Annotated in this window: 24 protein-coding genes; 2 read left to right on the forward strand and 22 right to left on the reverse strand. The window is 38.6% G+C overall.

The window, feature by feature from the left end; genetic code table 11:
• Positions 1-46: 46 nt before the first annotated feature.
• The 19 genes from accD to Q0594_RS02720 form a co-directional block, all read right to left on the reverse strand.
• Positions 47-907 (reverse strand): acetyl-CoA carboxylase, carboxyltransferase subunit beta, encoded by an 861-nt coding sequence (gene accD, locus Q0594_RS02630; RefSeq protein WP_298729472.1) that lies wholly within the window; start codon positions 905-907, stop codon positions 47-49.
• 25 nt (positions 908-932) lie between these two features.
• Positions 933-2,303, reverse strand: a complete 1,371-nt coding sequence (locus tag Q0594_RS02635; protein ID WP_298729473.1) for an acetyl-CoA carboxylase biotin carboxylase subunit — start codon at positions 2,301-2,303, stop codon at positions 933-935.
• 4 nt (positions 2,304-2,307) lie between these two features.
• Positions 2,308-2,739, reverse strand: a complete 432-nt coding sequence (gene fabZ / locus Q0594_RS02640) for a 3-hydroxyacyl-ACP dehydratase FabZ (RefSeq protein ID WP_049554624.1) — start codon at positions 2,737-2,739, stop codon at positions 2,308-2,310.
• Between the two features lie 24 nt (positions 2,740-2,763).
• Positions 2,764-3,231, reverse strand: a complete 468-nt coding sequence (accB, locus tag Q0594_RS02645) for an acetyl-CoA carboxylase biotin carboxyl carrier protein (protein WP_070444069.1) — start codon at positions 3,229-3,231, stop codon at positions 2,764-2,766.
• A 3-nt stretch (positions 3,232-3,234) separates the two neighbouring features.
• Positions 3,235-4,470 (reverse strand): beta-ketoacyl-ACP synthase II, encoded by a 1,236-nt coding sequence (gene fabF, locus Q0594_RS02650; RefSeq protein ID WP_298729474.1) that lies wholly within the window; start codon positions 4,468-4,470, stop codon positions 3,235-3,237.
• Positions 4,471-4,490: 20 nt separating this feature from the next.
• A complete protein-coding gene (gene fabG / locus Q0594_RS02655; RefSeq protein ID WP_298729475.1) occupies positions 4,491-5,222 on the reverse strand; it encodes a 3-oxoacyl-[acyl-carrier-protein] reductase in 732 nt (243 codons plus the stop codon).
• A gap of 4 nt (positions 5,223-5,226) precedes the next feature.
• A complete protein-coding gene (gene fabD, locus Q0594_RS02660; RefSeq protein ID WP_298729476.1) occupies positions 5,227-6,180 on the reverse strand; it encodes an ACP S-malonyltransferase in 954 nt (317 codons plus the stop codon).
• A gap of 81 nt (positions 6,181-6,261) precedes the next feature.
• Positions 6,262-7,215: an enoyl-[acyl-carrier-protein] reductase FabK gene (gene fabK / locus Q0594_RS02665; protein WP_039848752.1), complete on the reverse strand. Its 954-nt coding sequence runs from the start codon at positions 7,213-7,215 to the stop codon at positions 6,262-6,264.
• Positions 7,216-7,237: 22 nt separating this feature from the next.
• Positions 7,238-7,468 (reverse strand): acyl carrier protein, encoded by a 231-nt coding sequence (locus Q0594_RS02670; RefSeq protein ID WP_298729477.1) that lies wholly within the window; start codon positions 7,466-7,468, stop codon positions 7,238-7,240.
• 26 nt (positions 7,469-7,494) lie between these two features.
• Positions 7,495-8,433 carry a beta-ketoacyl-ACP synthase III gene (locus Q0594_RS02675; RefSeq protein WP_298729478.1) on the reverse strand — a complete coding sequence of 313 codons (939 nt, stop codon included), beginning with the start codon at positions 8,431-8,433 and terminating at the stop codon, positions 7,495-7,497.
• 17 nt (positions 8,434-8,450) lie between these two features.
• Positions 8,451-8,912: a MarR family transcriptional regulator gene (locus Q0594_RS02680; protein WP_070436654.1), complete on the reverse strand. Its 462-nt coding sequence runs from the start codon at positions 8,910-8,912 to the stop codon at positions 8,451-8,453.
• Positions 8,913-9,167: 255 nt separating this feature from the next.
• Positions 9,168-10,754, reverse strand: coding sequence for an amidohydrolase (locus Q0594_RS02685; protein WP_298729479.1), 1,587 nt, complete (start codon positions 10,752-10,754; stop codon positions 9,168-9,170).
• A 1-nt stretch (position 10,755) separates the two neighbouring features.
• Complete coding sequence (locus tag Q0594_RS02690) at positions 10,756-11,844, reverse strand: spermidine/putrescine ABC transporter substrate-binding protein (RefSeq protein ID WP_298729480.1); 1,089 nt, start codon at positions 11,842-11,844, stop codon at positions 10,756-10,758.
• Between the two features lie 69 nt (positions 11,845-11,913).
• A complete protein-coding gene (locus tag Q0594_RS02695; RefSeq protein WP_298729481.1) occupies positions 11,914-12,873 on the reverse strand; it encodes an ABC transporter permease in 960 nt (319 codons plus the stop codon).
• A gap of 6 nt (positions 12,874-12,879) precedes the next feature.
• On the reverse strand, positions 12,880-13,938 hold the full coding sequence (locus Q0594_RS02700) for an ABC transporter permease (RefSeq protein ID WP_298729482.1): 1,059 nt from the start codon (positions 13,936-13,938) through the stop codon (positions 12,880-12,882).
• A gap of 1 nt (position 13,939) precedes the next feature.
• Positions 13,940-15,490 (reverse strand): ABC transporter ATP-binding protein, encoded by a 1,551-nt coding sequence (locus Q0594_RS02705; RefSeq protein WP_298729483.1) that lies wholly within the window; start codon positions 15,488-15,490, stop codon positions 13,940-13,942.
• Between the two features lie 100 nt (positions 15,491-15,590).
• Positions 15,591-16,655, reverse strand: coding sequence for a BMP family protein (locus Q0594_RS02710; protein ID WP_298729484.1), 1,065 nt, complete (start codon positions 16,653-16,655; stop codon positions 15,591-15,593).
• A 118-nt stretch (positions 16,656-16,773) separates the two neighbouring features.
• A complete protein-coding gene (locus Q0594_RS02715) occupies positions 16,774-19,218 on the reverse strand; it encodes a DNA translocase FtsK (RefSeq protein WP_298729485.1) in 2,445 nt (814 codons plus the stop codon).
• Positions 19,211-19,525, reverse strand: a complete 315-nt coding sequence (locus Q0594_RS02720; protein ID WP_298729486.1) for a DUF1033 family protein — start codon at positions 19,523-19,525, stop codon at positions 19,211-19,213. The genes Q0594_RS02715 and Q0594_RS02720 overlap by 8 nt, the downstream gene beginning before the upstream one ends.
• A gap of 98 nt (positions 19,526-19,623) precedes the next feature.
• Between Q0594_RS02720 and Q0594_RS02725 the strand changes: the two genes are divergently transcribed.
• Both Q0594_RS02725 and yidC read left to right on the forward strand, forming a co-directional pair.
• A complete protein-coding gene (locus tag Q0594_RS02725; protein WP_298729487.1) occupies positions 19,624-19,896 on the forward strand; it encodes an acylphosphatase in 273 nt (90 codons plus the stop codon).
• Positions 19,897-19,964: 68 nt separating this feature from the next.
• Positions 19,965-20,894 carry a membrane protein insertase YidC gene (gene yidC / locus Q0594_RS02730; RefSeq protein ID WP_298729488.1) on the forward strand — a complete coding sequence of 310 codons (930 nt, stop codon included), beginning with the start codon at positions 19,965-19,967 and terminating at the stop codon, positions 20,892-20,894.
• Positions 20,895-21,139: 245 nt separating this feature from the next.
• Here the strand turns inward: yidC and Q0594_RS02735 are convergent, their stop codons facing one another.
• The 3 genes from Q0594_RS02735 to Q0594_RS02745 all read right to left on the reverse strand — a co-directional run bounded on the left by Q0594_RS02735 (position 21,140) and on the right by Q0594_RS02745 (position 26,062).
• Positions 21,140-22,867 (reverse strand): ABC transporter ATP-binding protein, encoded by a 1,728-nt coding sequence (locus tag Q0594_RS02735; protein WP_298729491.1) that lies wholly within the window; start codon positions 22,865-22,867, stop codon positions 21,140-21,142.
• A complete protein-coding gene (locus Q0594_RS02740; RefSeq protein WP_298729489.1) occupies positions 22,854-24,620 on the reverse strand; it encodes an ABC transporter transmembrane domain-containing protein in 1,767 nt (588 codons plus the stop codon). Before Q0594_RS02740 ends, Q0594_RS02735 begins: the two co-directional genes overlap by 14 nt.
• A 104-nt stretch (positions 24,621-24,724) precedes the next feature.
• A complete protein-coding gene (locus tag Q0594_RS02745; protein ID WP_298729490.1) occupies positions 24,725-26,062 on the reverse strand; it encodes an MFS transporter in 1,338 nt (445 codons plus the stop codon).
• Between the last annotated feature and the right edge of the window lie 274 nt (positions 26,063-26,336).

Raw genomic sequence — 26,336 nt, forward strand, 5'->3', positions numbered from 1 at the left:
GTTGGACGTTTCACATCACGAGCCAACGAAACAATTTTCATCGGTTTCATGCATTTGACTCCTTTCTATGAAGTACAAGAAGTTTATGAATTGTTTTTTTCATCTCTTTACGATGAATCACTGCATCAATAAAACCTTGCTCTAGAACGGTTTCCGCTGTTTGGAAATCATCAGGAAGTTGTTGATTCATTGTTTGTTCAATAACTCTCTTCCCTGCAAATCCAACGATGGCTTTAGGTTCAGCAAGTATAATGTCTCCTTGCATCGCGAAGCTTGCTGTTACACCACCAGTTGTCGGATCCGTTAATACGGTTAAATAAAATAATCCTGCTTGGTGATGTTCTTCAACCGCCCCAGAAATTTTAGCCATTTGCATCAGAGAAAAAATTCCTTCTTGCATTCGAGCTCCCCCAGAAGCAGTAAAAATAACTACTGGCAATTGGCGTTTGATTCCTTCCTGAAAAGCCTTGGTGATTTTTTCACCGACAACTTGTCCCATTGAACCCATCATGAAAAATGAATTCATGACACAGCAAATGAAGCTCTCTTCTCCGATGGTAGCAATCCCAACAGTAACAGCTTCATTTTCTTTAGCAACCTTTGCTGCTTTTTCTAATTTCGCTTCGTACCCTGGGAAGGCCACATTCACTTTTGGTTTTTCATCTTCAAAAAGTTCTTCGAATCTGTCAACTGTAATTGCTAAACGTTCTGCAGCACTAATTCTAAAATGTCCATCACAATTTGGACAAACTTTAAGCGCTCCTAAATCTTCTTTGTAGACGGTCTTACCACAACCAGGACATTTAATCCATTTTCCATCTGGTACAGTAGGTAACTCAGGCTGCTCAGACAAGTCTACTTTTATACGATTGATGGTGATATACGATCGTCTTTTAAACAGACCCATCTAATCACTCCTTTACTAAATCATTCTAATTCTCTTTAGGCTGATTCCAATGTTTCAAAAATTCCGATTCAACATAAGCGGTTGTATAATCACCGCGTTTGAATGCTGAAGAATCTAGTAAATCTTCCACAAATTCCTGGTTGGTATCTACACCTTCTACTACTAATTCAAATAACATGCGTTTCATTCTTAGAATCGCTTCTTCACGTGTCTTGCCATGTGCAATCAACTTCGTTAACATCGAATCATAGAAAGGTGGAATTTGATAGCCAGTGTATAGAGCAGATTCAATACGAACGCCCATTCCACCAACAGGTTGATGAAGGAACGTTACCTTCCCTGGAGAAGGACGGAACCCTTCAAATGGATTTTCAGCATTTAAACGACACTCAATGGCATGTCCTTGAAAAGTAATATCTTCTTGTGTAAATGGAAGCTCTTCTCCAGAAGCAATTTTGATTTGCTGTTGGACTAAATCCACATTCGTAATCATTTCTGTAATAGGATGTTCCACTTGAATTCGGGTATTCATTTCCATGAAATAGAAGTGTTTGTCCTCATCTACAAGAAACTCGATGGTCCCTGCATTTTGATACCCTACTGCCTTAGCAGCTCTGACAGCTGCCTCTCCCATATCTCTTCTAAGTTGAGAAGAAAGAGAAGGACTTGGAGCTTCTTCAATGATTTTTTGATTTTTTCTTTGAAGTGAGCAATCACGCTCTCCAAGATGGACTACATTTCCATGTTGATCCGCTAGGATTTGTATTTCAATATGTTTTGCAGGATAAATGATTCTTTCCATGTACACATCTGAATTTCCAAAGGCTTGTAAGGCTTCTTGTCGAGCTGTGACAAATTGATGTTCAAATTCTTCAACAGATTCCACACGACGGATTCCTTTTCCTCCACCACCTGCGACAGCTTTGATTAACAGAGGGAATCCAATTCGCTTAGCCAGTTCAATTCCTTCTTCTATAGTTGGCACTACATCATCGCTTCCTGGTATAACTGGAACATTTGCAGCAATCATCTGTTTACGTGCTTCTGCTTTATCTCCCATTTGAGAAATAACTTCACTAGAAGGTCCGATGAAAGTTATTTGACATTCGGCACACATTTTAGCAAATTTCGCATTTTCAGATAAAAATCCAAATCCTGGATGGATTGCTTGTGCGCCAGTAGTCACAGCCGCACTTAAAATATTTTCTACGTTTAAGTAAGAATCTTTTGAAGCAGCTGGGCCAATACAGACAGCGTGGTCTGCTAATTGTACATGAAGAGCATCTTTATCCGCTTGGGAATAGACTGCTACCGATTCAATCCCTAACTCACGACAAGCTCGAATAATGCGGCAAGCAATCTCTCCACGATTTGCGATTAGTACTCTATTAAACATAGGCTTAACGTCCAATAATAAAGGTTAATTCAGCTTCTGCAACTTTCTTACCATCGACATAAGCAACGCCTTTACCGATTCCAGCATATTCTTTTAATTTTACGATATCCACTTGAAGTGTTAACACATCTCCTGGAGTTACTTTTTGACGGAATTTAACATTGTTTAATCCGCCTAAGTAAGCAGTTTTTCCTTTAAAAGAATCTAATTTTAATAATGGAATTGATCCAGCTTGTGCTAATGCTTCAACGATTAACACACCAGGCATTACAGGTTCACCAGGGAAATGTCCTTGGAAAAAGCTTTCGTTAAATGTCACGTTTTTACGTGCCACAACGTGTTCACCTGGTACTAATTCATCAACACGGTCAATATATAAAATTGGGTAACGGTTAGGAATTAACTCAGCTACGTCAGTTACAGTCATAATGTTCATCTTTATTTCCTCCTAAAATTGGGTTTAGCGAATCGCAAATAATTTTTGTCCAAAATCAACCATTTGGCCGTTTTCTACAAGGACTTCCACCACTTCACCGTTGAAGTCGCTCTTAATTTCATTCATGATTTTCATTGCTTCGACAATACATACAGTGTCGTTTGAAGTGATTTGTTTACCCACTTGTACAAATGGATCTGCATCTGGTGAAGATTGTAAGTAAACCACCCCAACGATTGGACTTGTAATGTATTTGGCGTCGGTTGCGACTTGTGGTGCTTCTTGAGTTTCAGCAGAAGAAGAGACACTCACTGGTGCTGCTTCCACTGGACTAGCCACATTTGCAACAGGTGCAACAGCATTAGAAACGACTTGAGGGTATTCCTCACGTTTACTAAATTGCACTTCGAACTCTTCGTTTGATAAATGAAACTCCGTCATGTTTGATTCATTGAACAAAGCCATTAGTTCTTTAATTTCTTCTACATTCATGTATTAATCCTTCCATTTCTTCACACAGATAACGGCATTATGTCCTCCGAAACCAAGTGAATTACTGATCGCTACTTCTACTTTCGTTGCGATACCAACATTTGGAGTTACATCTAAATCACAAGCTTCATCTTGCTCTGTAACATTAATCGTTGGTGGAATAAAATCTTCCTCAACAGCTTTCACACAAGCAATTGCTTCAATTGCTCCTGCAGCTCCTAATAAGTGACCAGTCATTGATTTTGTACTAGACACATGAACCTTATCCGCTGCTTCTTTTAATGCATAACGAATTGAAGTTGTTTCAGCAGAATCGTTTGCTGGAGTACCTGTTCCGTGAGCATTCACATAGTCCACTTCGCTTGGAGTTACTCCTGCTTCCTCGATGGCTTGTAAGATGGCTTTACCAGCACCGCTTCCGTCAGGATTTGGAGCTGTCATATGATAAGCATCTCCTGTTGCACCATATCCAACGACTTCTGCATAAATTTTAGCACCACGTTTTTGTGCGTGTTCTAGGCTTTCAAGAACAAGAACCCCTGCTCCTTCACCCATTACAAATCCGCCACGCTTTTTGTCAAATGGCAATGAAGCTGCATTTGGATCTTCGCTGCTTGAAAGAGCTGTTAAAGCCGCAAAACCTGCAATTCCGATTTCACAAATAGAACCTTCCGCACCACCGGCTAAAATAACATCGGAGTAACCATGTTTAATGTTACGGAACGCTTCCCCGATGGCATGAGTTCCTGTTGCACAAGCAGTTACTAATGACGTACATACACCACGTGCACCAATCTTCATTGAGATGTTCCCTGCGACCATATTACCGATAGCCATTGGAACAAATAATGGAGCTACACGAGTTGGACCTTTGTCATGCATTTTGATGATTTGGCTTTCCATTACGGTTAACCCACCGATACCAGAACCCACCATAACACCAAAACGGTTGTAGTCTGTATTTTCTGGAGTAATCCCACTATCTTCTACCGCTTGCATTGCTGCTGCAAGTCCGTATTGACAGAATAAATCCATTCGTTTTGCTTCTTTACGATCCATGTATTTTGTAGCATCGAAGTCTTTCACTTCAGCAGCCACATAAACATCTAAATCTTTTTTATCAAATTTTGTAATTGGAGCAATTCCGTTCTTGCCTTCTTTAAGGCCTTCCCAGAAGCTAGCTACATCATTTCCTAAAGGAGTGATGGCTCCCATTCCTGTAATTACTACTCGATTCATTGTTTTCCTCCTTTAAGAGATTACATGTATAATCCGCCGTTAACGTTTAACACTTGTCCTGTAACGTATTTTGTTTCCGCTAAGAACACACATGCTTCAGCAATGTCTTCTACTGTACCAAAACGACGTACTGGGATTTGTTTTTCCCACTCATTACGAATCTTTTCAGGTAATGCTTGTGTCATATCTGTATCGATGTATCCAGGAGCAATAGCATTTACTGTAATCCCACGAGAACCAATTTCTTTAGCAATAGATTTTGTTAAACCAATGATTCCGGCTTTACTTGCAGCATAGTTTGCTTGACCTGCATTTCCAGTAACCCCAACGATACTTGTAATGTTAATAATACTTCCTGATTTTTGTTTTACGAAAACTGGAGTCGCAAAACGAATCATATTGAAGTATCCTTTTAAGTTGATGTTCATTACATCGTCAAAATCAGATTCACTCATACGCATTAATAAACCATCACGCGTAATTCCAGCGTTATTGACTAACACGTCGATGCGTCCAAAACGCTCTTTTACTTCGTTAATAAAGCTTTCAGCTACGTCGAATTTCGAAACGTCTCCAACAAATGTCATCACTTCACCAGGATAAGCATCAAATTGAGCAAGTGTTTCTACATCAATTTCACGAGTACCGTTTAAAACAACATTAGCACCAAGTTTGGCAAATTCTAATGCGATTCCAAGACCAATCCCACGACGGCTACCTGTTACAACAACTGTTTTATCTTTAAATTTCATTTCGTTATCCTTTCAGTTCCTTTACTTTTTCAATGGTTTCTGACATTGCTTTAAGGCTATCTGTTTGGAATAATTGAACAGAAGCACCTTTTGCTTTAGCAATTTGTTTCACCATTTGCGTCAATGTTTTTCCAGGACCTACTTCAATAAAGACCTCTACGCCATCTTGAAGCATCCACTCTACATTTTGTTTCCATTTTACGGCATTCGTAATTTGATCACAGAGAACGTCTTTTGAAGGTACGCCTTCATGTGGTGTGCCAAGCGTATTGCTTAATACAGGGCATTTACTTTCGTGTAACTCTGCCGCTTCCATTTCAGGAGCAAAACGAACTTTCGCTTCTTTCATTAATGGTGTATGGAAAGGGCCAGATACTACTAGTGGCACAGCTCTTTTAGCGCCAGCTTCTAAACATTTTTCGCTTGCAATATCAACTGCATCTGCATGACCACCAATCACTAATTGCCCTGGTGTGTTGTAGTTTGACGGAACAACAAGGGATTCAGGAGTAGAAACTTCACGGCAAATGTCTTCAATGACATTGTCTTCAAGGCCTAAAACGGCTACCATTTTCCCTTCACCTTCCACAACCGCTTCTTGCATATATTGACCACGTTTAGCGACTAATTTTAAAACATCCTTAAAATCAAGGACTCCTGCTTCCACAAGCGCTGAATATTCACCAAGAGATAAACCAGCCGTCACATCCGGTGTGATTCCTTCTTGTTCTAAGACGCTTGTTAACGCATGAGAAACCGTTAATAACAACGGTTGCGTATATTCAGTTTGGTTGATACGTGTAGCAGGCTCTTCTGAAATAATGTCCGTCACACGATAGGGTAGAATGTTACTTGCTTCTTCAAAAACAGCTTTAGCCACCTCGAAGTGCTCAGCAATTTCTAAGCCCATTTGTGCTTTTTGACTTCCTTGACCCGGGAATAAAAATGCGATTTTCATGAGTTTCCTCCTATTGCGCTGTAAAAAAATGGTGGAAATATGCTAAATAAGCATATTTCACCATTCCCTTTTTTCATTTAATTAAAAACGTGCAAGTTCTTTCTGGATGACTTCATGAGATTCGGCCATCAATTCTTGAATAATCTCTGAACAGCTTTGTTCTTTTGAGATTAAACCAGCAATTTGTCCAGCCATCATTGATCCCATTTGAGTATCTCCTTCCACTACGATTCTACGTAAAGCACCACGTCCGATCTCTTCTAAACGTTCAAAATCCGGATTTTCTTTACTAGTTTCCTCTTTTTCCGCTTGAAGATAAATCTTCGTTAATTTATTACGTAAAACTCGAACTGGGTGACCTGTAATTTGTCCAGTAATAACAGTATCGATATCTTTCGCCTTTAAAACAGAAGCTTTAAAGTTGTCATGTGCAGTACACTCAGTAGAAACCAAAAATCTTGTTCCTAGTTGAACCGCATCAGCACCTAACATTAAAGCAGCTGCCATTCCACGACCATCTCCGATACCACCTGCACCAATCACTGGTACACTCACTGCATCTACTACTTGAGGTAATAGAGCCATAGTTGTGGACTTACCAATGTGTCCACCAGCTTCCATTCCTTCTACTACAATAGCGTCTGCTCCTTCTTTTTCCATTCTTTTTGCTAAAGCAACCGAAGCAACTACTGGAATAACTGTGATACCAGCTTCTTTAAACTTCGCCATGTATTTGCCAGGACTACCAGCACCAGTACAAACCACTTTAACGCCAGCCTGACAGACAACATCCACTACTTCATCAACAAATGGACTTAATAGCATAATATTTACACCATAAGGTTTATCTGTTAAACGATTCATTTCTTCAATAAATCCTTTAACGACTTCGCCAGGAGCATGTCCGCATGCAACGATTCCTAGACCGCCAGCATTAGACACAGCACTTGCAAGCGCAGGATTTGCAACCCATGCCATTCCTCCTTGGATAATCGGATATTCAATTCCAATCATTTCGCAGATTCTTGATTTCATGTGTTACCATCCTTTTTTGTGATTATTTTTCAGCTAATTGTTTATCCACGTAGTTCACTAAGTCTTTAACCGTTTCTAGACCTTCTTCAGTATCGATTTTCACATCGAATTCATCTTCGATATCGTTGATGATTTGGAATAAATCTAAGCTATCTGCGTCTAATTCATCTTTAAGACGAGTAGTTAATTGTACTTCTTCTTCCTCTTTACCTAATTGATCTACGATAATTGCTTGAATTTTTTCAAATGTCATTGTGTTTTCCTCCAATATTTTAAAAATTATAATGTGATTGTGATGCTTCCCCAGGCAAGGCCACCGCCAAAACCTGATAGAAGAATTTTTTTATGTTCTCCGATTTTTAATGTTCCATTTTCTACGAGTTCATTAAATAAAATCGGAATACTTGCAGCCGAAGTGTTTCCAACATGATCGATATTCATTGGGAATTTTTCGATCGGTTGTTTTAATTTCTTAGCCACTTGTTCGACTAAACGACGATTTGCTTGATGTAACAAGTACAAATCAATATCGTCAGCAGTATATCCAGACTTTTGTAAAGTATCTTGGATATTGACTGGAACAGTTTTGCTGACTAATTCATAAACGCCTCGACCATCCATTGTCATGGTTGAAACTGTTTGATTTGTCATTCTTTTTCCAGCGACTAATGCCTCAGATTTCTGTCCATCATTTTGTAATGTTTCCGCCAAAAAAAATGGCTCTTCATCTTTTTGTAAAAGAACAGCTCCAGCACCATCTCCAAAGAGAATTGCTGTCGATCGATCGTCCCAATCGAGTGAACTAAGCATCGTTTCTGCTCCGATAACGATTCCGTATTTTCTTTGTCCGTGTTCTAACATCTTTAGTCCAGTAGACAATGCATATACAAAACCACTACAAGCTGCACTCACATCGAATGCAAAAGCATTCGTTGCTCCGATAGCTCCTTGTACAAGAGACGCGCAAGAAGGACTTGCTGCATCAGGTGTCATCGTTGCTACAATGATAAATTCAATAGATTCAGGATTAATCTGACTCTTTTCAACTAAGCGTTTTGCGGCTATTGTCGCTAAATCACTTGTTGTCTGTTCTTTTGCCCAATATCGGGTTTTGATTCCTGTTCTCTTTACGATCCATTCATCAGAAGTATCTACTCGTTTCGCCCAGTCATCATTTGTGATCACGGACGTTGGGAGATAGGAACTTGTCGCTATCACTTGAACCCCCACAATGTCTACTTCCCTTCTTGATTTGCTAGTACAGCCTCGTGTAAGAAATCATATAAATTATGAAGTCCCTTCACAAGAACTGCCATTTCTTCAGCGTTCATTCCTTCAATTGTTTTTAAAACTAATTTTTCATGAAATTTACGATGAAGACGATAAAGTAAGCGACCTTTCTTGGTCAGACCTAAAATTACAATTCTTCGATCGGCTTCGCTCTTCAAACGAACCACGTAGCCTTTTTTGACTAATGCATTTACTGCAACTGTTAGCGTCCCAACAGTAACATTCAATTTATTAGCGACTTCCGTTGTCGTATGTTCGCTATACATTCCAATCGCTTCAATGGCATGCATCTCTTTAATGGATAAATCATTAAATTGGCTTTGCGCCAGCGAAGATTCTTCAATGTCGAGCATTTGGTTAAAGACGTCCACCAAGTACCCGTTTATGGTCTCTAGAGTTGGTTCCATAAAAGATTTTCTCCTTTTGTTTGAATATCAAATCATTTGATGTTCAAAGTATATTATTTTTTACTTTGACTGTCAAACTATTTTTTGTAATTTATTTTGAAATTCAAACTATCTTCAAATTTATTAGTGCTTACATTATGATAACAAAGGGATTTTAATTTTTTCATTTTCATAAAAACAACAATTTTGAAAGAAAACTATTCAGCTGCAAATATATGAAAAAAGCTAGATAGAAGGCTCTATCTAGCTTATGAACTACTTTTTGAAAACACATTTTCCGTTTACATAGGTTGCTACTACTTCCACTTTTAATAAGTCTTGTGGATGTCTTGCAACAATATTTCTATCTAAAACGACAAAATCGGCCAAATTGCCTACTTCCAACGTTCCGATATCTAATCGACTTAATGCTTTAGCGGCACCACTGGTATGCGCCTTTAATGCTTCAACAATAGAAATACGTTGTTCTGGCATTAAACATGGTTTCGGTATCTGTTTTTTAGTTTGACGGGCTACTGCATTAAACATAGTTTCAAAAGGAGTCACATTTAATACCACTGGCGTATCCGTCCCAAAACCAAGCGTCGCACCTTCTTTTATGAAGGATTTGAACGGGAACATATGACGCGCCCGCTCTGCTCCAACTTCTTCATCTAAAGTTTCATATCCGACTAATAAATGACTTGGTTGAACAGAAACAATGAGGGAAGATTGAGCCGTTAATGGAAGGTCTATAGGATCCATCACTTCTAAATGCTCAATCGTATTGAACTTATATGGTGCGTCAAATGGAGTTTCTTCTTGTGCCTTTTTAAAATTTTGAAGCGTTAAAGCAATGGCTTTATCGCCTACCGTATGAATTCTCATAGGCCATCCTTCTTTATTGGCAAGAAGCGTTAGGCGTTCCATCTTTTCTTCTGTTAAGAGTGGCCCACCGACGTCTCCTTCAAAAAATGGCATCGGATACGGTTCTTTTAAATAAGCGGTATGCGAACTTGTCACTCCATCATAAAATTGCTTTACACCACCCATTTGAAGCATTTTGGAACGGTATTTTTTGTACAGTTCACGGTTTTGTTCTACTGCCTCGCGCATCGCTGGGAAGAAGCTTACACGTACTGTGGCCTCTTTTTCCACTTTTGCGTAAAGCTCAGGATATACAATATCATCAGGACTCTCCCCCGTTAAGGCTACGTCCCCAACTGCCGTCACACCCATTTGGTTTAAGTATGACATATAATTCTTTAATGCCTGTTCTTCATCGTTTTTATAAACAGATAATACTTTTGATAAATAATAGATGGCTTTTGCTTCAAGAAATACTCCTGTAAGCTTGCCGTTTCTTAAAACTGCTTCTCCACCAATGATTTGTGGAATAGCTTCTGGTGTTAATTCGAGTATTTCTAGCGCCTTTGAATTAAACCAAATCGTATGAGCATCCCCTGCAATTAAACAAATAGGAATTGTCTTTGAAGCTTTATCAAGGTCTTCTTTCGTTGGCAAAATTTGCTGTCCAAAATCACTTGCATACCAACCAATTCCAATCTTCCAACCATTATATTCAGGAATGGATTCCGCTTGTGTGACCACTTCATCAATAGAGGCTCCCCCCACAGCTTTCATTTTCCCTAAATGGATTAAGGCAGACAAATATAAATGAACATGCGCATCTATAAAACCTGGAGTCACTAATTGATCCCCTACATCGATAACTTCCCCTACTAGAGTAGTATTGTAATCCAATCGGTTCACAATCACGCCATCTTTGATTTCTAAAGTCGCAGGTACTGCTTCATTTGTATCGCCAATAAAGATATTCTTACTTTTTAAATAATAGTGCATACTATAACTCCATCTTGAAATCTAAAAAGGCTTCATTGTATTTTGTTATCCATTCATTTCCTAAGAACTCATAATGTTCCAAAGATTGGATAACTTCTTCTGACGGATAGAACGTCTCATCTGAAGTTACTTCTGGGGCCATCAACTCTTTGGCTTTTTCATTTGGAGTTGCGTACCCAACAAATTCAGCATTTTTAGCAGCATTTTCTGGACGTAACATAAAGTTAATAAAGGCATATGCCCCTTCAATATTCACTGCTGTGTGGGCAATTGCAAAATTATCTGTCCAAACAGCACTTCCATCTTTTGGTAAAATATATTGGACGTTTTTATTCTCTTCAGCTACTGCAGCTGCATCTCCTGAATAACCCATCCCAATCGGAGCTTCTTCAAGTTTCATCATGGTTTTAATTTCTTCATTGAGAACTGCGCGAACATTTGGTTTTAATTGTTTTAATTTTTCCTCAGCTGCTTTTAATTCAGTTTCATCCTTTGAATTTAATGAATAGCCCAAGGATTGGAGAGCCATCCCTAATGCTTCACGATTTCCATCCAATACAAGAAGTTTGTTTTTAAACTCTTCTTTCCATAAATCTCCCCATGATTGGATACTTTCGGGATCGATGTACTTCGTATTCACCATAATCCCAACCGTTCCCCAGAAATAAGGAATCGTGTATTGATTTCCTTGATCAACGGGACTATTTAATAAGAAAGAAGAAATATTTTCTAGTCCTTTAATCTTTGAATGGTCTAATTTTTGAAGTAAATTTTGATTTACTAATTTGGTAATACTTGATTCACTTGGAAAAACTAGATCGTATCTAGTTCCACCTTGTTTCAATTTAGCTTCCATCGCATCATTGGAATCAAATGTTTCATATACCACTTGAATTCCAGTTTCTGCTTCAAATTCTTTGATTAATTCTGGGTCGATATAATTCCCCCAGTTAAATAGGAACAATTGTTGTTGTTCTGAAGAAGAACTCAATTCTTCTTTTGCCTCTTTGTTTTGAATAATATTTTTTACTCCAAATAAAATAGCTACCATTGCAAGGATAGCAATCATTAAAGTGACTAGTCTTTTCATTTATAACCCCTTCTCATTAAAAAACTGCTTTTAACAAGATTCAACTCCAAATTAAAAGCAGTTTCATTATTATTTTGATTTAACGTAGTTTTTTCCGTTCGCAGCTGGCCCTTCAGATTTACCAATGAATCCTACCAATACAATAATAGTAATCAAATATGGAGCAATCGTCAAGCCTACTGAAGGAATATCTTTAATAACTGGAATGTAGTTTCCGATAACCCCTAAACTTTGAGCAAGACCAAAGAGTAAAGCGGATAACATCACACTCACAGAATTCCATTTACCAAAGATCATCGCTGCCATTGCAATAAACCCTTGACCCGCAATGGTTGTCGCAGAGAAGTTCAGTGTAATCGATTGAGCAACAATAGCTCCTCCAATCCCTGCTAAGAACCCTGAGATTAATACTCCTGCAAAACGCATATGATAAACATTAATTCCTAATGTATCAGCTGCTTGAGGATGTTCCCCAACCGAACGTAGACGTAATCCAAATTTTGTTTTATTTAAAATCATCGAACAAATAAAGGCTAACCCAATTGCTAAATATGCTAAAAGGAAAGTGTCTGTAAAGAAGATTTGACCGATGATAGGAATCGAACTAAGAACTGGGATTGTCGTCTTCCCAAAGTAGTTCGTAATAATCTCCGTTTGTCCGAGTTCGTTATACAAAAGTCTGCATAAAAATACGGTTAAAGCGGGTGCAAGTAAGTTTAACACCGTTCCTGAAATAATATGATCTGCACGTAAGTAAACAGTAGCTACAGCGTGAATCACCGAATAGCATGCTCCAGCAAGTGCCGCAACAAGGAGCGCTACCCAAGGTGTCCATGCGCCCAATTGTGGTGCAAATGCTAGGTTGAAAACTGCAGATGCAAAAGCACCTATAACCATCGTTCCTTCAAGACCAATATTAACAATCCCACTTCTTTCAGAAAATACACCACCAAGTCCAGTTAAAATAAGAGGCGTTGAATAGATAAGCATATTTCCGACAATTACTTGTAATAGTGTGACTAAATCCATATCTATTTACCCCTTTCTTTTCCCAAAACTTGGAAATTTATCGACAATCACTTGCATTAAATAGTTCGCCCCAACGAAGAAAATAATAAAGGCAACTACAATTGAAACAACCTCCGTTGGAATTTTTGCAAGTAGCGGCATGGAAATTCCACCAATCCGTAAAATTGCAAATACTAATGAAGAGAATAAGATTCCAAATGGATTACTTAGACCTAATAGCGCTACCGCCATTCCATCCCATCCAATACTTGGTAAGCTTTCAGAAGCAAATGCATGTTGGAATGTTCCTAATCCTTCCATAACTCCTCCAAGACCTGCAAGACCACCAGAGATTAACATTGCTAAAATAATCGTTTTTTTAGCGCTCATACCGGAATACTCGGCCGCGTTTTTATTTAGCCCTACTGTTTTCAATTCAAACCCGGTTGTTGTCTTATTCATTAAAAGCCAGACAACAAACACAGCAGCTATTGCAATGAAGATTCCACCATGTAAGGTAGATTTGCTCGTTAATTGATATAAGAAAGACATTTTTAAGCTAGCGGCTTCTGGAACGGATTCAGTAATTTCTGCTTTTTCAGTTAGAACTTCACGAATCACATAATTCACAATATGCAATGCAGTATAATTCAACATAATCGTCACAATAACTTCACTCGTATTGAAGTAAGCTTTTAAATAACCCGCAATTCCTGCCCATAAAGCCCCTGCGAGCATCCCTACAAGAATACATAAAGGAAGTAATACGATTTTAGGTAAATCAGGGAAAAGAAGTCCTGTTGTAACAGAAGCAAACCACCCCATCAATGCTTGACCAGCTACCCCGATATTAAAGAACCCTGCATAACTCGCAAATGCAAATCCTAACGCAACAAGAATGAGTGGAGTGGCCTGTCTTAAAGTTTCACCAATATAAAATGGTTTTCCAAGAGAACCTTTTAAAAGAGCTGAATAACCTTTAACAGGATCAAACCCAAATACCGCCATAATAATGGCCCCTACTAATAGCCCTAAAACAACTGAAAGGACAGGAATAAGGACTTTTTTATAACTCGCACCTTTCATTTTATAACTCCTCCTGTTTCATGGCTCTTACTTGTTCTCTTGTAGAACCCGCCATCAATAATCCTAATTCTGTTTCGTTTGTTTCCTTAGTGTCTAATACATCCACAATTTTGCCTTCATACATAACGGCAATTCGGTCCGCTACATTTAAAATTTCATCTAGTTCAAAGCTCATTAGCAAAACTGCTTTCCCTTTATTTCTTTGTTCAATAAGGCGTTTATGGATATATTCAATAGCGCCAACATCCAATCCTCTCGTTGGTTGTGCTGCAATTAATAAACTTGGGTCTCGATCGATTTCTCGAGCAATAATCGCTTTTTGCTGATTTCCTCCTGAAAGGGACCCAGCCGAAATAGTAGGACTTGGTGTACGAACATCAAATTCTTCAATTAAGCGTTCTGCCAAATCGACAAATGCTTTTTTATTGAGGAATCCATTTTTAGAGAGAGGCTCCTTATAATATGTTTGAATTCCAATGTTCTCATCTAATCCCATTTGTAATACAAGCCCATGTTTATGACGGTCTTCTGGAATATGTCCTAGTCCCGTTTCAGTTCTTTGTCTTGTTGGCAGATGTGTTAAATCTTTTCCATTTAATTCAATTGAACCCTCTTCAATTTTTCTTAAACCTGCAAGAGCCTGAATGAATTCTGTTTGACCATTTCCATCGACCCCAGCAATACCAACCACTTCACCGTGACGAACTGATAAATTTAGACCGTTTACCGCATTAATTCCTCGACTATCCTTTACAACTAAATTCTTAATCACAAGTGCATCAGTCGTTGGATTTGCAGCTTCTTTTTCCGTTTTAAAGGAAACAGATCGTCCAACCATCATATCTGCTAGTTCCTGATCTGAAACACTTCCCAGTTCTACTGTCCCAATCACATTTCCACGACGAATAACAGTACAACGATCAGCTACCGCTTGAATTTCTTTAATTTTATGAGTGATTAGAAAAATCGATTTTCCTTCTTTCGTCAATTGCTTCATAATTAAAATCAATTCTTCAATTTCTTGTGGCGTCAATACCGCTGTTGGTTCGTCGAAGATTAAAATATCTGCCCCACGATAGAGCGTTTTAAGAATCTCCACTCTTTGTTCCATCCCTACAGAAATATCTTCAATTTTAGCGTCCGGATCCACTACTAAGTGATACTTTTTAGACAATTCCAAAATTTCTTCTTTAACAGCATTTTTGTTGATAAATCCGAATTTAGTTTGTTCTTTCCCTAAAATAATATTCTCAACCACTGAAAACTTCTTCACTAGCATAAAGTGTTGGTGAACCATCCCAATTTTTAAACGGTTCGCTGTATTTGGAGAATCAATTTTCGTTGGAACGCCATTGACTTTAATTTCTCCCTCTGTAGGTTCTAATAATCCAGAAAGAATATTCATTAAGGTAGATTTTCCTGCTCCATTTTCTCCTAATAACGCATGAATTTCGCCTTTCTTTAAGGTTAAATCAATTTGATTATTCGCAACAAAATCTCCAAACTTCTTCGTGATTCCTTTCATTTCAATCACAAATGTATCTTGTACCACTCTTCTCACCTCATAAATGATCTATGTATAAAAAAGTAGGAGTGAAGGAACATTCATTCTCTTCAACTCCTACTCCTCTCATTTTAATCGTTATATCTTATTAAGGTTTCGCAGGAACTTCTTGTTTTCCTTCGATGATTGCTTTCTTATACTCAGCAACTTTTGCCTTAACTTCTTCTGTTAATTGGCCGTCTGTTAATCCAACACCATCATCTGATAATCCGTATACTACTTGTTCTCCACCATGATAGTTTCCTTTAGCAGCATCATCCGTAAATTTCATTAATGCTTGTTTAACACCTTTTAAAGTTGAAGTTAAAGTTACATTACGAGAATCGTTGACTTTACCTTCTGCTTGTTGATCTTGGTCTACACCGATTACCCAAATTTTACGATCTGGATTTGTTTCTACGATCGATTTAGCTGCTGCAAACACACCTAAACCAGCACCACCTGCTGCCGCATAGATAACGTCGAAATCTGAAGCGTACATAGCTTCTGCTAAAGATTTAGCTTTTGCTGCATCAGAGAATGATTCAGCATATTGAATTTCAACAGTTGCATTTGGATTTACAGCTTTAACACCAGCTTTGAATCCTGCTTCGAATTTGTCAAGAGCTGGTCCGTGCATTCCACCGATGAAAGCAACTTTATTTGTTTTTGTAGTTAAACCAGCCGCAACCCCAGCTAGGAAAGCAGCCTCTTGGTCTCTATAGTTGATAGAAGCTACGTTTGGTTGTTCTACCACACTATCAATGATTGCAAAGTGTGCTTCTGGATTTGCTTTTGCTGCTTCTTCAACAGCTTTTTGTAATTTAAATCCGATAGCAAAAATAATATTATATTCGTTTAACACTGCAGTATTGAGGTTAGTTGTGTAATCAGATTCTGACTTAGAAAGAATGTAATCTACTCCATTGCCTTTTGTCTTACCACCATTGTTTTTACCCCATTCTAACAAACCTTCCCAAGCACCTTGGTTGAAAGATTTGTCATCAATACCACCAGTATCTGAAACCATAACGGCTTTAAAATTATCATTTGAACCTGAGTTTGAAGCATTTGATGATGAAGATGAGTTGGTAGAAGAACCACCACATGCTGCTAATACAGCACTTGCACCAATAGATAAAGCGAATAAAGCTAAACTCTTCTTAATTTTCACAATAAAAAACCTCCAATAAATGATTTACTACAGTCATTCTATCATAAATAAAATGAAAATCAAGATAAATCTTTCTATTGGAGGTGTTTTCATTTAAAAATGTTCGTGTTTTACATTTCTAAGCATTTGTTTCAGTGGTTTCGGAAGCATTGTTTTCACTGAAAACATGAACATTCACTTTTCTTCCTTTGCTTCCATCTGCAGGACCGACATAACCACGTGCTTCTAAATCATCAATCATTCGTGCTGCACGGTTAAATCCGATACGGAATCTTCTTTGTAAGTAGGAAGTACTAATCGTTTCTTGTTCTTTTAATAATTCAATCACTTCGTAGAATAGTTCGTCTTCAGGTTCACTACCACCAGAAGAAGTTGTATTTTCAGAAGGCATCATCGCTTCATCATACTCAACTTCTTGCTGATTCTTCACGAAATCAACGATACGTTCGACTTCTTCGTCCGTTAAGAATGCACCTTGTACACGAATTGGTTTATTTTCACCCATTGGCATATACAGCATATCCCCGCGTCCAAGAAGTTTCTCAGCACCATTGGCATCGATAATGGTACGAGAGTCTGTACCACTGGATACCGCAAAGGCGATACGAGATGGAACATTGGCTTTAATAATCCCTGTAATAACGTCAACAGATGGACGTTGTGTTGCAAGAATCATATGGATTCCGGCAGCACGAGCCATTTGCGCAAGACGAATAATCGCATCTTCTACTTCATTACTTGCAACCATCATTAAGTCCGCCAATTCGTCTACAATCACGACAATATAAGGAAGTTTTGGATTATTTTCGCCTGTTTCGCGGTTATATTGTTCGACATGAGCGTTATACCCATCGATATTACGCATTCCCATTGAAGCGAATAATTCATAACGTTTTTCCATCTCAGCTACTACTTTTTGTAAAGCTTGAGCGGCTTTACGAGGGTTCGTTACAACCGGAGTTAATAGATGTGGAATGCCATTATACACATTCAACTCTACCATCTTCGGATCAATCATCATCAGTTTCACTTCATGAGGCTTCGTCTTCATTAAAATACTTGTGATTATGCCGTTAATACATACGGATTTACCCGAACCGGTTGAACCGGCAATTAACATATGCGGCATTTTCGTAATATCGCAAAGACGAACATTCCCGGAGATATCTCTTCCTAATGGTACGTCTAAAGGTTTTGGAGATTGAATCGCTGATTGAATGACATCGCTAAAGGATACAAAACTTGTTTGGCTATTTGGAACTTCAATCCCTACATATGGTTTTCCTGGAATCGGAGCTTCGATACGAATATCTTTGGCAGCAAGAGCTAGAGCTATATCATCACTCAAGTTCACAATCTTACTTACCTTTACACCGATTGCTGGTTGAATTTCGTATTTTGTAACGGCTGGTCCTAGCATTGGGTTTGGCATGACTTTAGCATCCACCCCGAAACTTGCAAACGTACGCTCTAAAATACGCATATTTCGTTCCACAATCGTACGTTCATTCGATTGGTCCGATTGTTGAACTGGATTCAGTAAGGTCACTGGTGGTAATTGATAATCTTCATCATTTTCCTCACCACCCATTGCTAAGTCTCCAATATCTTCCCCATCATCCTCAAACTCTGCTTCCTCTTGATGAGAGTTTGCTTCTGGTTTAGAAGAGAATGACGACGGACTTGAAACTACTGGTGTCACTGGTGAAACTGGATTTGGAGAGACTACTGGCTCACTATATTCAGGTTCATTAAATTCCTGATCCGCAACTACCATTGATTCATCTTCATAATCATCAAAGAAGGCATCTTTCATTCGGTTTATTAAGGAATGTTCTTTTCGTTCTTCCTTATTTGGTTCTTCTACTGGCGAAGAATCAATTGGATTACTGTCTTCATTTGGAGTATATAACTCCTCTTCTTCAAGCGATTTTTGTTTGACCTCTTTTTCTGCTTTTTTCTCAGCAATTTTTTGAGAAAGATTAGATATATGTGTTCGAACAAAATTCATCACATCACTTAAATGAATATCAAAAATAAGTAAAGCACTACATACAAGGAGTAAGAATACTAATAGATAAGTGCCCCATTGCGATACAAGGAAATAAGTCCCCGCATATAGAAGTGTTCCAAAGAAGCCTCCCCCAAGATTTTGAGAAATCGTATTGGATGTAAAATCAACCATAAATCGGTTCATCATCTCTTGAAATAAAGGAGAACCCGAACTTGTAAAACTACTATAGGTCATTACAGACACAAATAGGAGCAACGCAATACTTGAGCAAATTGCTGCAACCGTCCATCTCCAAATAATTTTAGGCATCCGTCCTCTAAAGAGCATTCCGAATCCGGCAAGAATTCCACAAATTCCGCCGAACACAAATAAATCTCCTATAAAGAAACGTATAACATTCGCAAAAAATTTACCCAAGAATCCCAATTGGAATATTGCTAATAAACAATAGACAATCAAAAATACCGCTAACGCTTCTATAGATAATAAAGGATTGGCGTTTTGAGAATTTTTACTTCTAGACGTTTTTTTCTTTGTTTGTTTAGCCACGTTCTTCTCCTTTCAACTCTACTAATTGATTTTTTTCATCAACGATCATAATTCCATGAAAAATCTGAAGGTCACATTCACAAGGAACACAATAATCTGTTTCATTACAATTCCAGAAAGCAACGGAACAAGACCCTTTCTCACGTTTTTCTGGATAGTTTTTCTCAAATTTTTGATAGAGAGACTGATAGGCACAAAGAGCATCTTCGATCTCATCAAATTCTTCTGTCGAAACAATCATCTTTTCCCAGTCTTCAAAAAACCACCATGGTTCATCATGACCAGCTGTTTCAATCACTTTAAACATGTTTTCACCTCGTATCTTAGTATACCAAATTTTAGGAAATCATGGTAATCTTGTTTCATAAAGATGACAAATAAATCATTATTTGAGGAGGAATTTCCATGATTACTCGACAAATTCGCGTCTGGGGACGAGTTCAAGGTGTTGGCTTCCGTTTCTTCACACAACAACTCGCTATTCAATTAGATATAACTGGTACTGTTCAAAACAAAATGGATGGTTCTGTCTTAACCGTGGCTCAAGGCGAGGCAGACACTGTTTATCACTTTATCGAACGTGTAAAAGCATCCACTTCTCCGTACGGACGCGTCGACCGATACGAAGAATGTACCTTGTTAGACGCCCCTCTTTATGCAAAATTTGAAATTATATAAAGAACATTGCTATTTCAACGAAACCCGTGTAAAATAAGTCATGTTATTAAATGAAAAGGAAAGTGATTATGAAACTTACTAAAAAGACTCAACTGCTTTTCGTTGCAACTGTTCTTCCACTACTATTAGCAGGATGTACCGTGCAATATAATGCAGATCATCAACCCGTTGGATGGCTCTATGAGTATCTAGTCGTTCCAACACAATGGTTACTAAATCAAATTGCTTCTATGTTTAATGGAAACTACGCAATTGCGATTGTTATCGTTTCTGTTCTAGTCCGTGTGGTATTAATGCCAACACAATTCCATCAAATGAAATCCATGCTTGTCCAACAAGAAAAGATGGCAGTTTTGAAACCATATATTGCAGAAATTACTGCTCGTGCAGAACAAGCAGCGACTCCTCAAGAAAAACTAGAAATTCAACAAGAACAAATGGAGTTATATAAGCTAAATAACGTCTCATTAATGGGCGGGCTTGGTTCTGGATGTCTTCCACTCTTAATTACCCTACCAATTTGGAGCGGTTTATATAATGCAATCTTGCTATCTAACGAGATTTCAAGCAGTGACTTCATGGGAATTGCCCTTGGAAAAGAATTTGTTCCACTAGCAATCGCTACCGCTGCCCTATACTACATTCAATCTCTCGTAAGTCAAATGGGAATGGATGAAGAAACAAAGAAACAAAGTCGTTCTATGAACTATATTTTACCAGTAATGATGTTTATGATGACTTTCCAATCACCAGCAGGGGTTGGTATTTACTTCTTCGCTTCCGCTTTAATTCAAATCTTACAATCTTGGATTCAAAACACATACTTACGTCCAAAAATTAAAGCTCAAATTGATGAAGAGTTAAATCATGATAATGTAATTTTACCGGAGCGTAAGACACCAAGTAAACCAGCACAAAAGGTAACACAACAAGAAACTTTTGCGCAACGCCAAAACAAACCAGGTGGAAGAAACGCTGGAAAACAAAACCGTAGATAATAACGCAAAATACCTTTGAGAATTTTCTCAAAGGTATTTTTTTATGCAAGATGGTTCATGAATGATACTTATTACAGATGATACACTTAGTTTTTTCAACTGCTTTTGTATCAAAAATGATACGTATCATTTTTGATACAACTGACTTTATTAACTAAGGATGTAACAATTATGTTACGTAACAAAAATGTTACACTCATAAAAAAGACATAACGAACCGCTTCGCTATGTCTTTACTATTTGTTTTATTCTTGCATCATCCCTGCTTGGAGTTGATACATCTTATAATAGAGCCCTTCTTTTTCTAGAAGCTCTGTATGCGTTCCGCTTTCTACAATTTCCCCTTTATCGAGCACAAAGATTTGGTTGGCATCTTGAATCGTCGATAATCGGTGCGCAATCGCTAAAGTAGTTCGTCCATTTCTCATCTTCTTGAGAGACGTTTGAATGACTTCTTCGGTTTGTGAATCTATATTAGCAGTCGCTTCATCTAGAATAAGGATTTTCGGATTGTCCGCAATCGTTCGTGCAAAGGCGATTAATTGACGCTCACCGCTTGAGAACGTTGAGCCCTTTTCAGAAACTTTATAGTCATATCCTTGTGGAAGTTGTTCGATGAAATGATGTGCATCTACGAATTCGCTTGCGTGTTTCACTTCTTCGTCCGAGATATCTTGGTACATACGAATATTGGAAGCCACTGTTCCGTGGAACAAGAATGGATCTTGAAGCACAAGTCCGATTTTATCGCGAAGCACTTCTTTTGAATAGTGTTGAATTGGAAGTTCATCAATCAAGATTTCCCCTTCTTTAAAATCATAAAATCGTAAGAAGATGTTCATGATGGACGATTTTCCTGACCCGGTTGAACCGACAAAGGCAACGGTTTCTCCTGGATTCACCACAAAGTTAATGTTCTTTAGTACATTTCGTTTGCCGTCATAAGAGAAAGTGACATTTCTAAACTCAATCTTCCCGTCTTTAATCTCAGTCACCTTCCCAAGTTGTTCAGGTTCATAATCGGTATTATCGATGACTTCAAAGACACGAGTCGCCGCAATCATCGACGTTTGAATAATCGCAAAGTTTTGCGTCACATCAATTAATGGATTAAACAACTGATTCGAGAATTGAATAAAGGCGTACATCACCCCTGCTGTCACTCCAGCCACTTCCCAAGTAAGGCCAAAGTATAAAATAATGACCGCATAGGCAACAAGCTTTAATAGCGACATCGCTGGACGAAGGAACAGACTATTCACATTAATCGAACGATTCGAGAATTGCACATGTTCCTCGTTAATTTGTTCGAATTCTTTTCTTAAACGTTCTTCTTGGTTGAATGCCTGAATCATCTTCATGCCATCAATACTCTCTGCTAGCTTCACATTAATCTCGCTAAGCTTCTCACGCGTCTTACGAATCACGCTGTGAGATAAATGATTATAAATTTTAACGGATGCAAACATCACCGGAATAAACAGAACCATTAAAAACGTAAGTCCAACATTCATACTAAACATCGCAGATAATGTAGCCACTACAATAAATATGGTGCTTAAAAACGTCGAGAAAATCGAACTAAACATATCGCTAACTGCCTGTGTATCGTTGGTTAAACGCGACACGATAGCTCCTGCTGGTGTTGTATCGAAATACGTCATATTGAGTTTTTGCATGTTAGTAAAGGCCTCTTGACGTAAATCACGAACAACACTATTGGATACATAACTAAAAGCATAGGTTCCGATATACGTAAGTAGAACACGTAGCAAGAATAGTGAGTAGTAAACAATCAGGATCCAGTACCCTTCATTCCATACACCATTATCAATATACGTATCGATATAATAACGAGCAATCAGCGGAATTACCGTTGCAGTCACACTGGATAAGAGGATAAATAAAATCGCAATCGTGCTCGACTTCTTATAACGCCATAAGTAGGCGATGAGTCGATTAAAGGTCTTCATGTTCAACTGCACTTCCCCCTTCCTCAAGTGTCGCTTCGAGCTGTTGACGGTCGTAAGTTTTGGCATACCAGCCACAAAGCGCCATTAATTCTTCATGCGTTCCTTTTTCAACAATACATCCATCTTGGAGCACGATGATAAGGTCCGCATGCACAATCGCGGATAGACGGTGCGCTGTAATCATTGTCGTTTTGTCACTACGTTCACGTTTCAAGTTTTCTAAGATTAAATGCTCGGTTTTCGCATCGACAGCCGATAACGAATCATCCAACATTAGAATTTCTGGATTCACTACAAGCGCGCGTGCCATCGATAGACGTTGCTTTTGACCGCCTGATAAAAGCACACCCTTCTCTCCAATCAAAGTATCGAACCCTTCAGGCATCGCCATAATATCGTCATACAGTCCGCAGATTTTAGTAGCTTCGATAACGGCTTCGTCAGAAAGCATCGGATTTCCAAAACGAATATTGTCTTTAATCGACATCGCAAATAAAATTTGCTCTTGAGGCACATATCCCATTAGCGTACGCAAATCTTGAATACGATAGTCTTGAATCGAGTGGCCATTCATTAAAATCTCTTCTTTTCCTGCATCATATTGACGAAGGAATAATTTTAAGAGCGTTGATTTTCCTGAACCAGTTGGACCTACAATCCCAAGCGTTTGCCCTTGACGAAGGCTAAATGCGACATCTTTTAATGTTGGCACATCTTCGTATCGGAAGTTGTGAATATCGACATCAATCTCACGCGCTTCTGTAATTGGAAGGGCCTGTGGATTTTCTTCGACTTGGCTTGTTTCTTCCATTAATTTTTCAATACGGCGATACGAGATGCTTGCACGTTGACCGACATTTAGGAGCCAACCAATGGCTTGAAGTGGCCATACTAGCATATCTAAATACGTCATAAAGGTAATCATTTCCCCAACCGTGAATTCACCATGTTGGATTAAATATCCACCATATCCCAAACTAATTAAGTAGCTGAGCCCCACGAAAATCAAAACGATTGGATCAAACAGATTATTATATTTCGCAGCGTGGTTATTCTTTTCCCACGCATCTTGGTTCGTTTTCCAAAATGACGCTGTTTCTTTTTCTCCATATCCAAATGATTTCGTCACTTTAATCCCAGAAACACTCTCATTCACATGGTTGTTGAGTAGTGAGAAAGCTTCCTGAGACTCTTCAAAACTTTTATGTTCTGCACGAACTACAATATTCGTCGCAATCGCAAGTAGTGGTAACGGAATAATGGCAACCAGTGTCACTCGCCAATCGAGCATAAAGAACATCGTCGCCAGCGTCACTAATGCTGTAATGGAGGCATCGACAGCCGACATCACGCCTCCACCTGCAGTCATGACCACCGCATACACGTCATTGGTCGCATGTGCCATTAAGTCTCCAGAGCGGTACTTTTGATAAAAGCTTGGAGACATACTTGTAAAGTGTTCGTATAATTGATTTCTCAATCTCTGGCCTAACGAGTTTGCAGTTCCGAAAATGAAGAGTCTCCATACAAAGCGAAGACCGTACATGGCTACTGCTGAAAGGAGTAACAACAATAGGTTCCACAGTAAAGACGACGTTGTTAGCGTCTTAAGGTCAATGGAATCCACCACTTCCCCAATAACTCTTGGCGGAATGAGATTGAAGACACTCACTAGCGACAACGCGATAATTCCAATCGTATATCGTTTCCACTCTAATTTAAAAAACCACGATAATTTCTTTATTAAATACATTTTTCTCTCCTTTCACATGTCTATCCATTGTACTATAGTCTTCTTTCTATTTCATATGAAAAGTTTTAAAAAAAAGACAACCTTTTTCAAGGTTGCCATATGTTTTATTTACTTTTTTGTGTTTGCGGATAGATCCACAAGAAAACAATAAGTGCAATAACTGCAAGTGTCGTAACAAAAATAATACTTGTTTGTCCTGCTGTTACTAAGTTTGAATCAAATGAGCTAAAAATTCGAGCGATAATCGTTGTTGAAATCGCACCAGTGAACTGTTGCAAAGTATTCACAATACTATTACCATCTGCTTGAATATCAGAATTTAGTTGCGCTAACGAATAGGTTACATTACTTCCCATTACAAAACCGATTCCCGTCATAAAAATAACATTTAGCGCTAATAAAGGATAGATGGTTAAATGCGGGAAGAATAGACTAATGAATACTCCTCCAACAACCGCAAACACTAAACCTGTTAAAATTGGTTTCAACGGACCTGATTTATCATACCAACGACCCGACACAACAGATAATACCGCAACCATCGTAGCCCCAGGGAACATAAAGAGCCCAGCCACTGTGGCTGTTTCTCCCCACGCCAATTGAATGAAGTTTGGATAAATAAAGGATAATCCTAGTACGATTCCTTGGAAAGCCAAAACGATATATAATGTTGCATTAAAAGTCGCAAACTTGAACGGTTTGAACGACAAGAGTGCATTTTCTCGGTTAAAGTAGAAGAACGCCGCAAAAGCTACAACCACTACTCCAAGATAGAGGACTGATAAATGTTCAATCGCCATCAGTAAGCTAGCAAGTCCAATTCCTAATGTCACAAACGCCATGAAGTTAAAAGGTTGTTTCTTCGGTGAGTCTTCTGTCGGAATCGCCCAAAGCCCCATCACTAACGAGAAAACTAAGAATGGAATCAAAGCGAAGAAAATCGCACGCCATCCAAATGCACTTGAGACAACCCCACCAAATGTTGGTCCAATTGGTGGTGCTAGTGCTGTTGTCATCGATCCAATCCCAATGACTGTTCCATGTTGGTGTAAAGGTACTTTTGTCAATACGATATGGAACATTAGTGGCAGTGCAATCCCTGTTCCAATCCCCTGCATAAAGCGACCGAGTAATAGAATTACTAAGTTTGGTGAAATACAGTCAATTAAGACTCCACCAATAAATAAAAGGTTTGCTGCCAAGAAGAGTTGGCGAATCGTGTAGTTTCGTGTTAAATAAGCCGTAATTGGCACGACAATGGCAATAGCCAGTAAGTATCCAGTTGTTACCCATTGAATCCCTGAAGAATCCGTATTGAATTCTGTCATTAGTGTTGGGAAGGTAACGTTCATTGCAGTTTCAATCAACACGCCACAAAAACTCATAATCGCTGTTGCGACTACTGCTGGAATGACATGCCATGTTTTCGTTTGGTTTCCCATTGAGTTCTCCTTTCTTTGCGTTATGATTTTATATTTTATCTTTATATAGGGAAATATGCAAAGATGAGACGATGAAGTACGCCGATGAAGTTTCCTTGGGGACCCGTTTTTAGGAGAAAAATATGTGCAATGTACTTGTAGCTTGATTGGCGCTTGGATATAATGATTCTGAAGCGTAAGCATGGAAAAAAGAATTGTCATGGCGAAAGGAAATATGGCACAGTGAACCGAATCCGATTCCTATGCGGACATGGAAGCGGCAGAAAAAGAGGAA

Source organism: uncultured Granulicatella sp., from assembly GCF_938030755.1.
Classification (GTDB): domain Bacteria; phylum Bacillota; class Bacilli; order Lactobacillales; family Aerococcaceae; genus Granulicatella.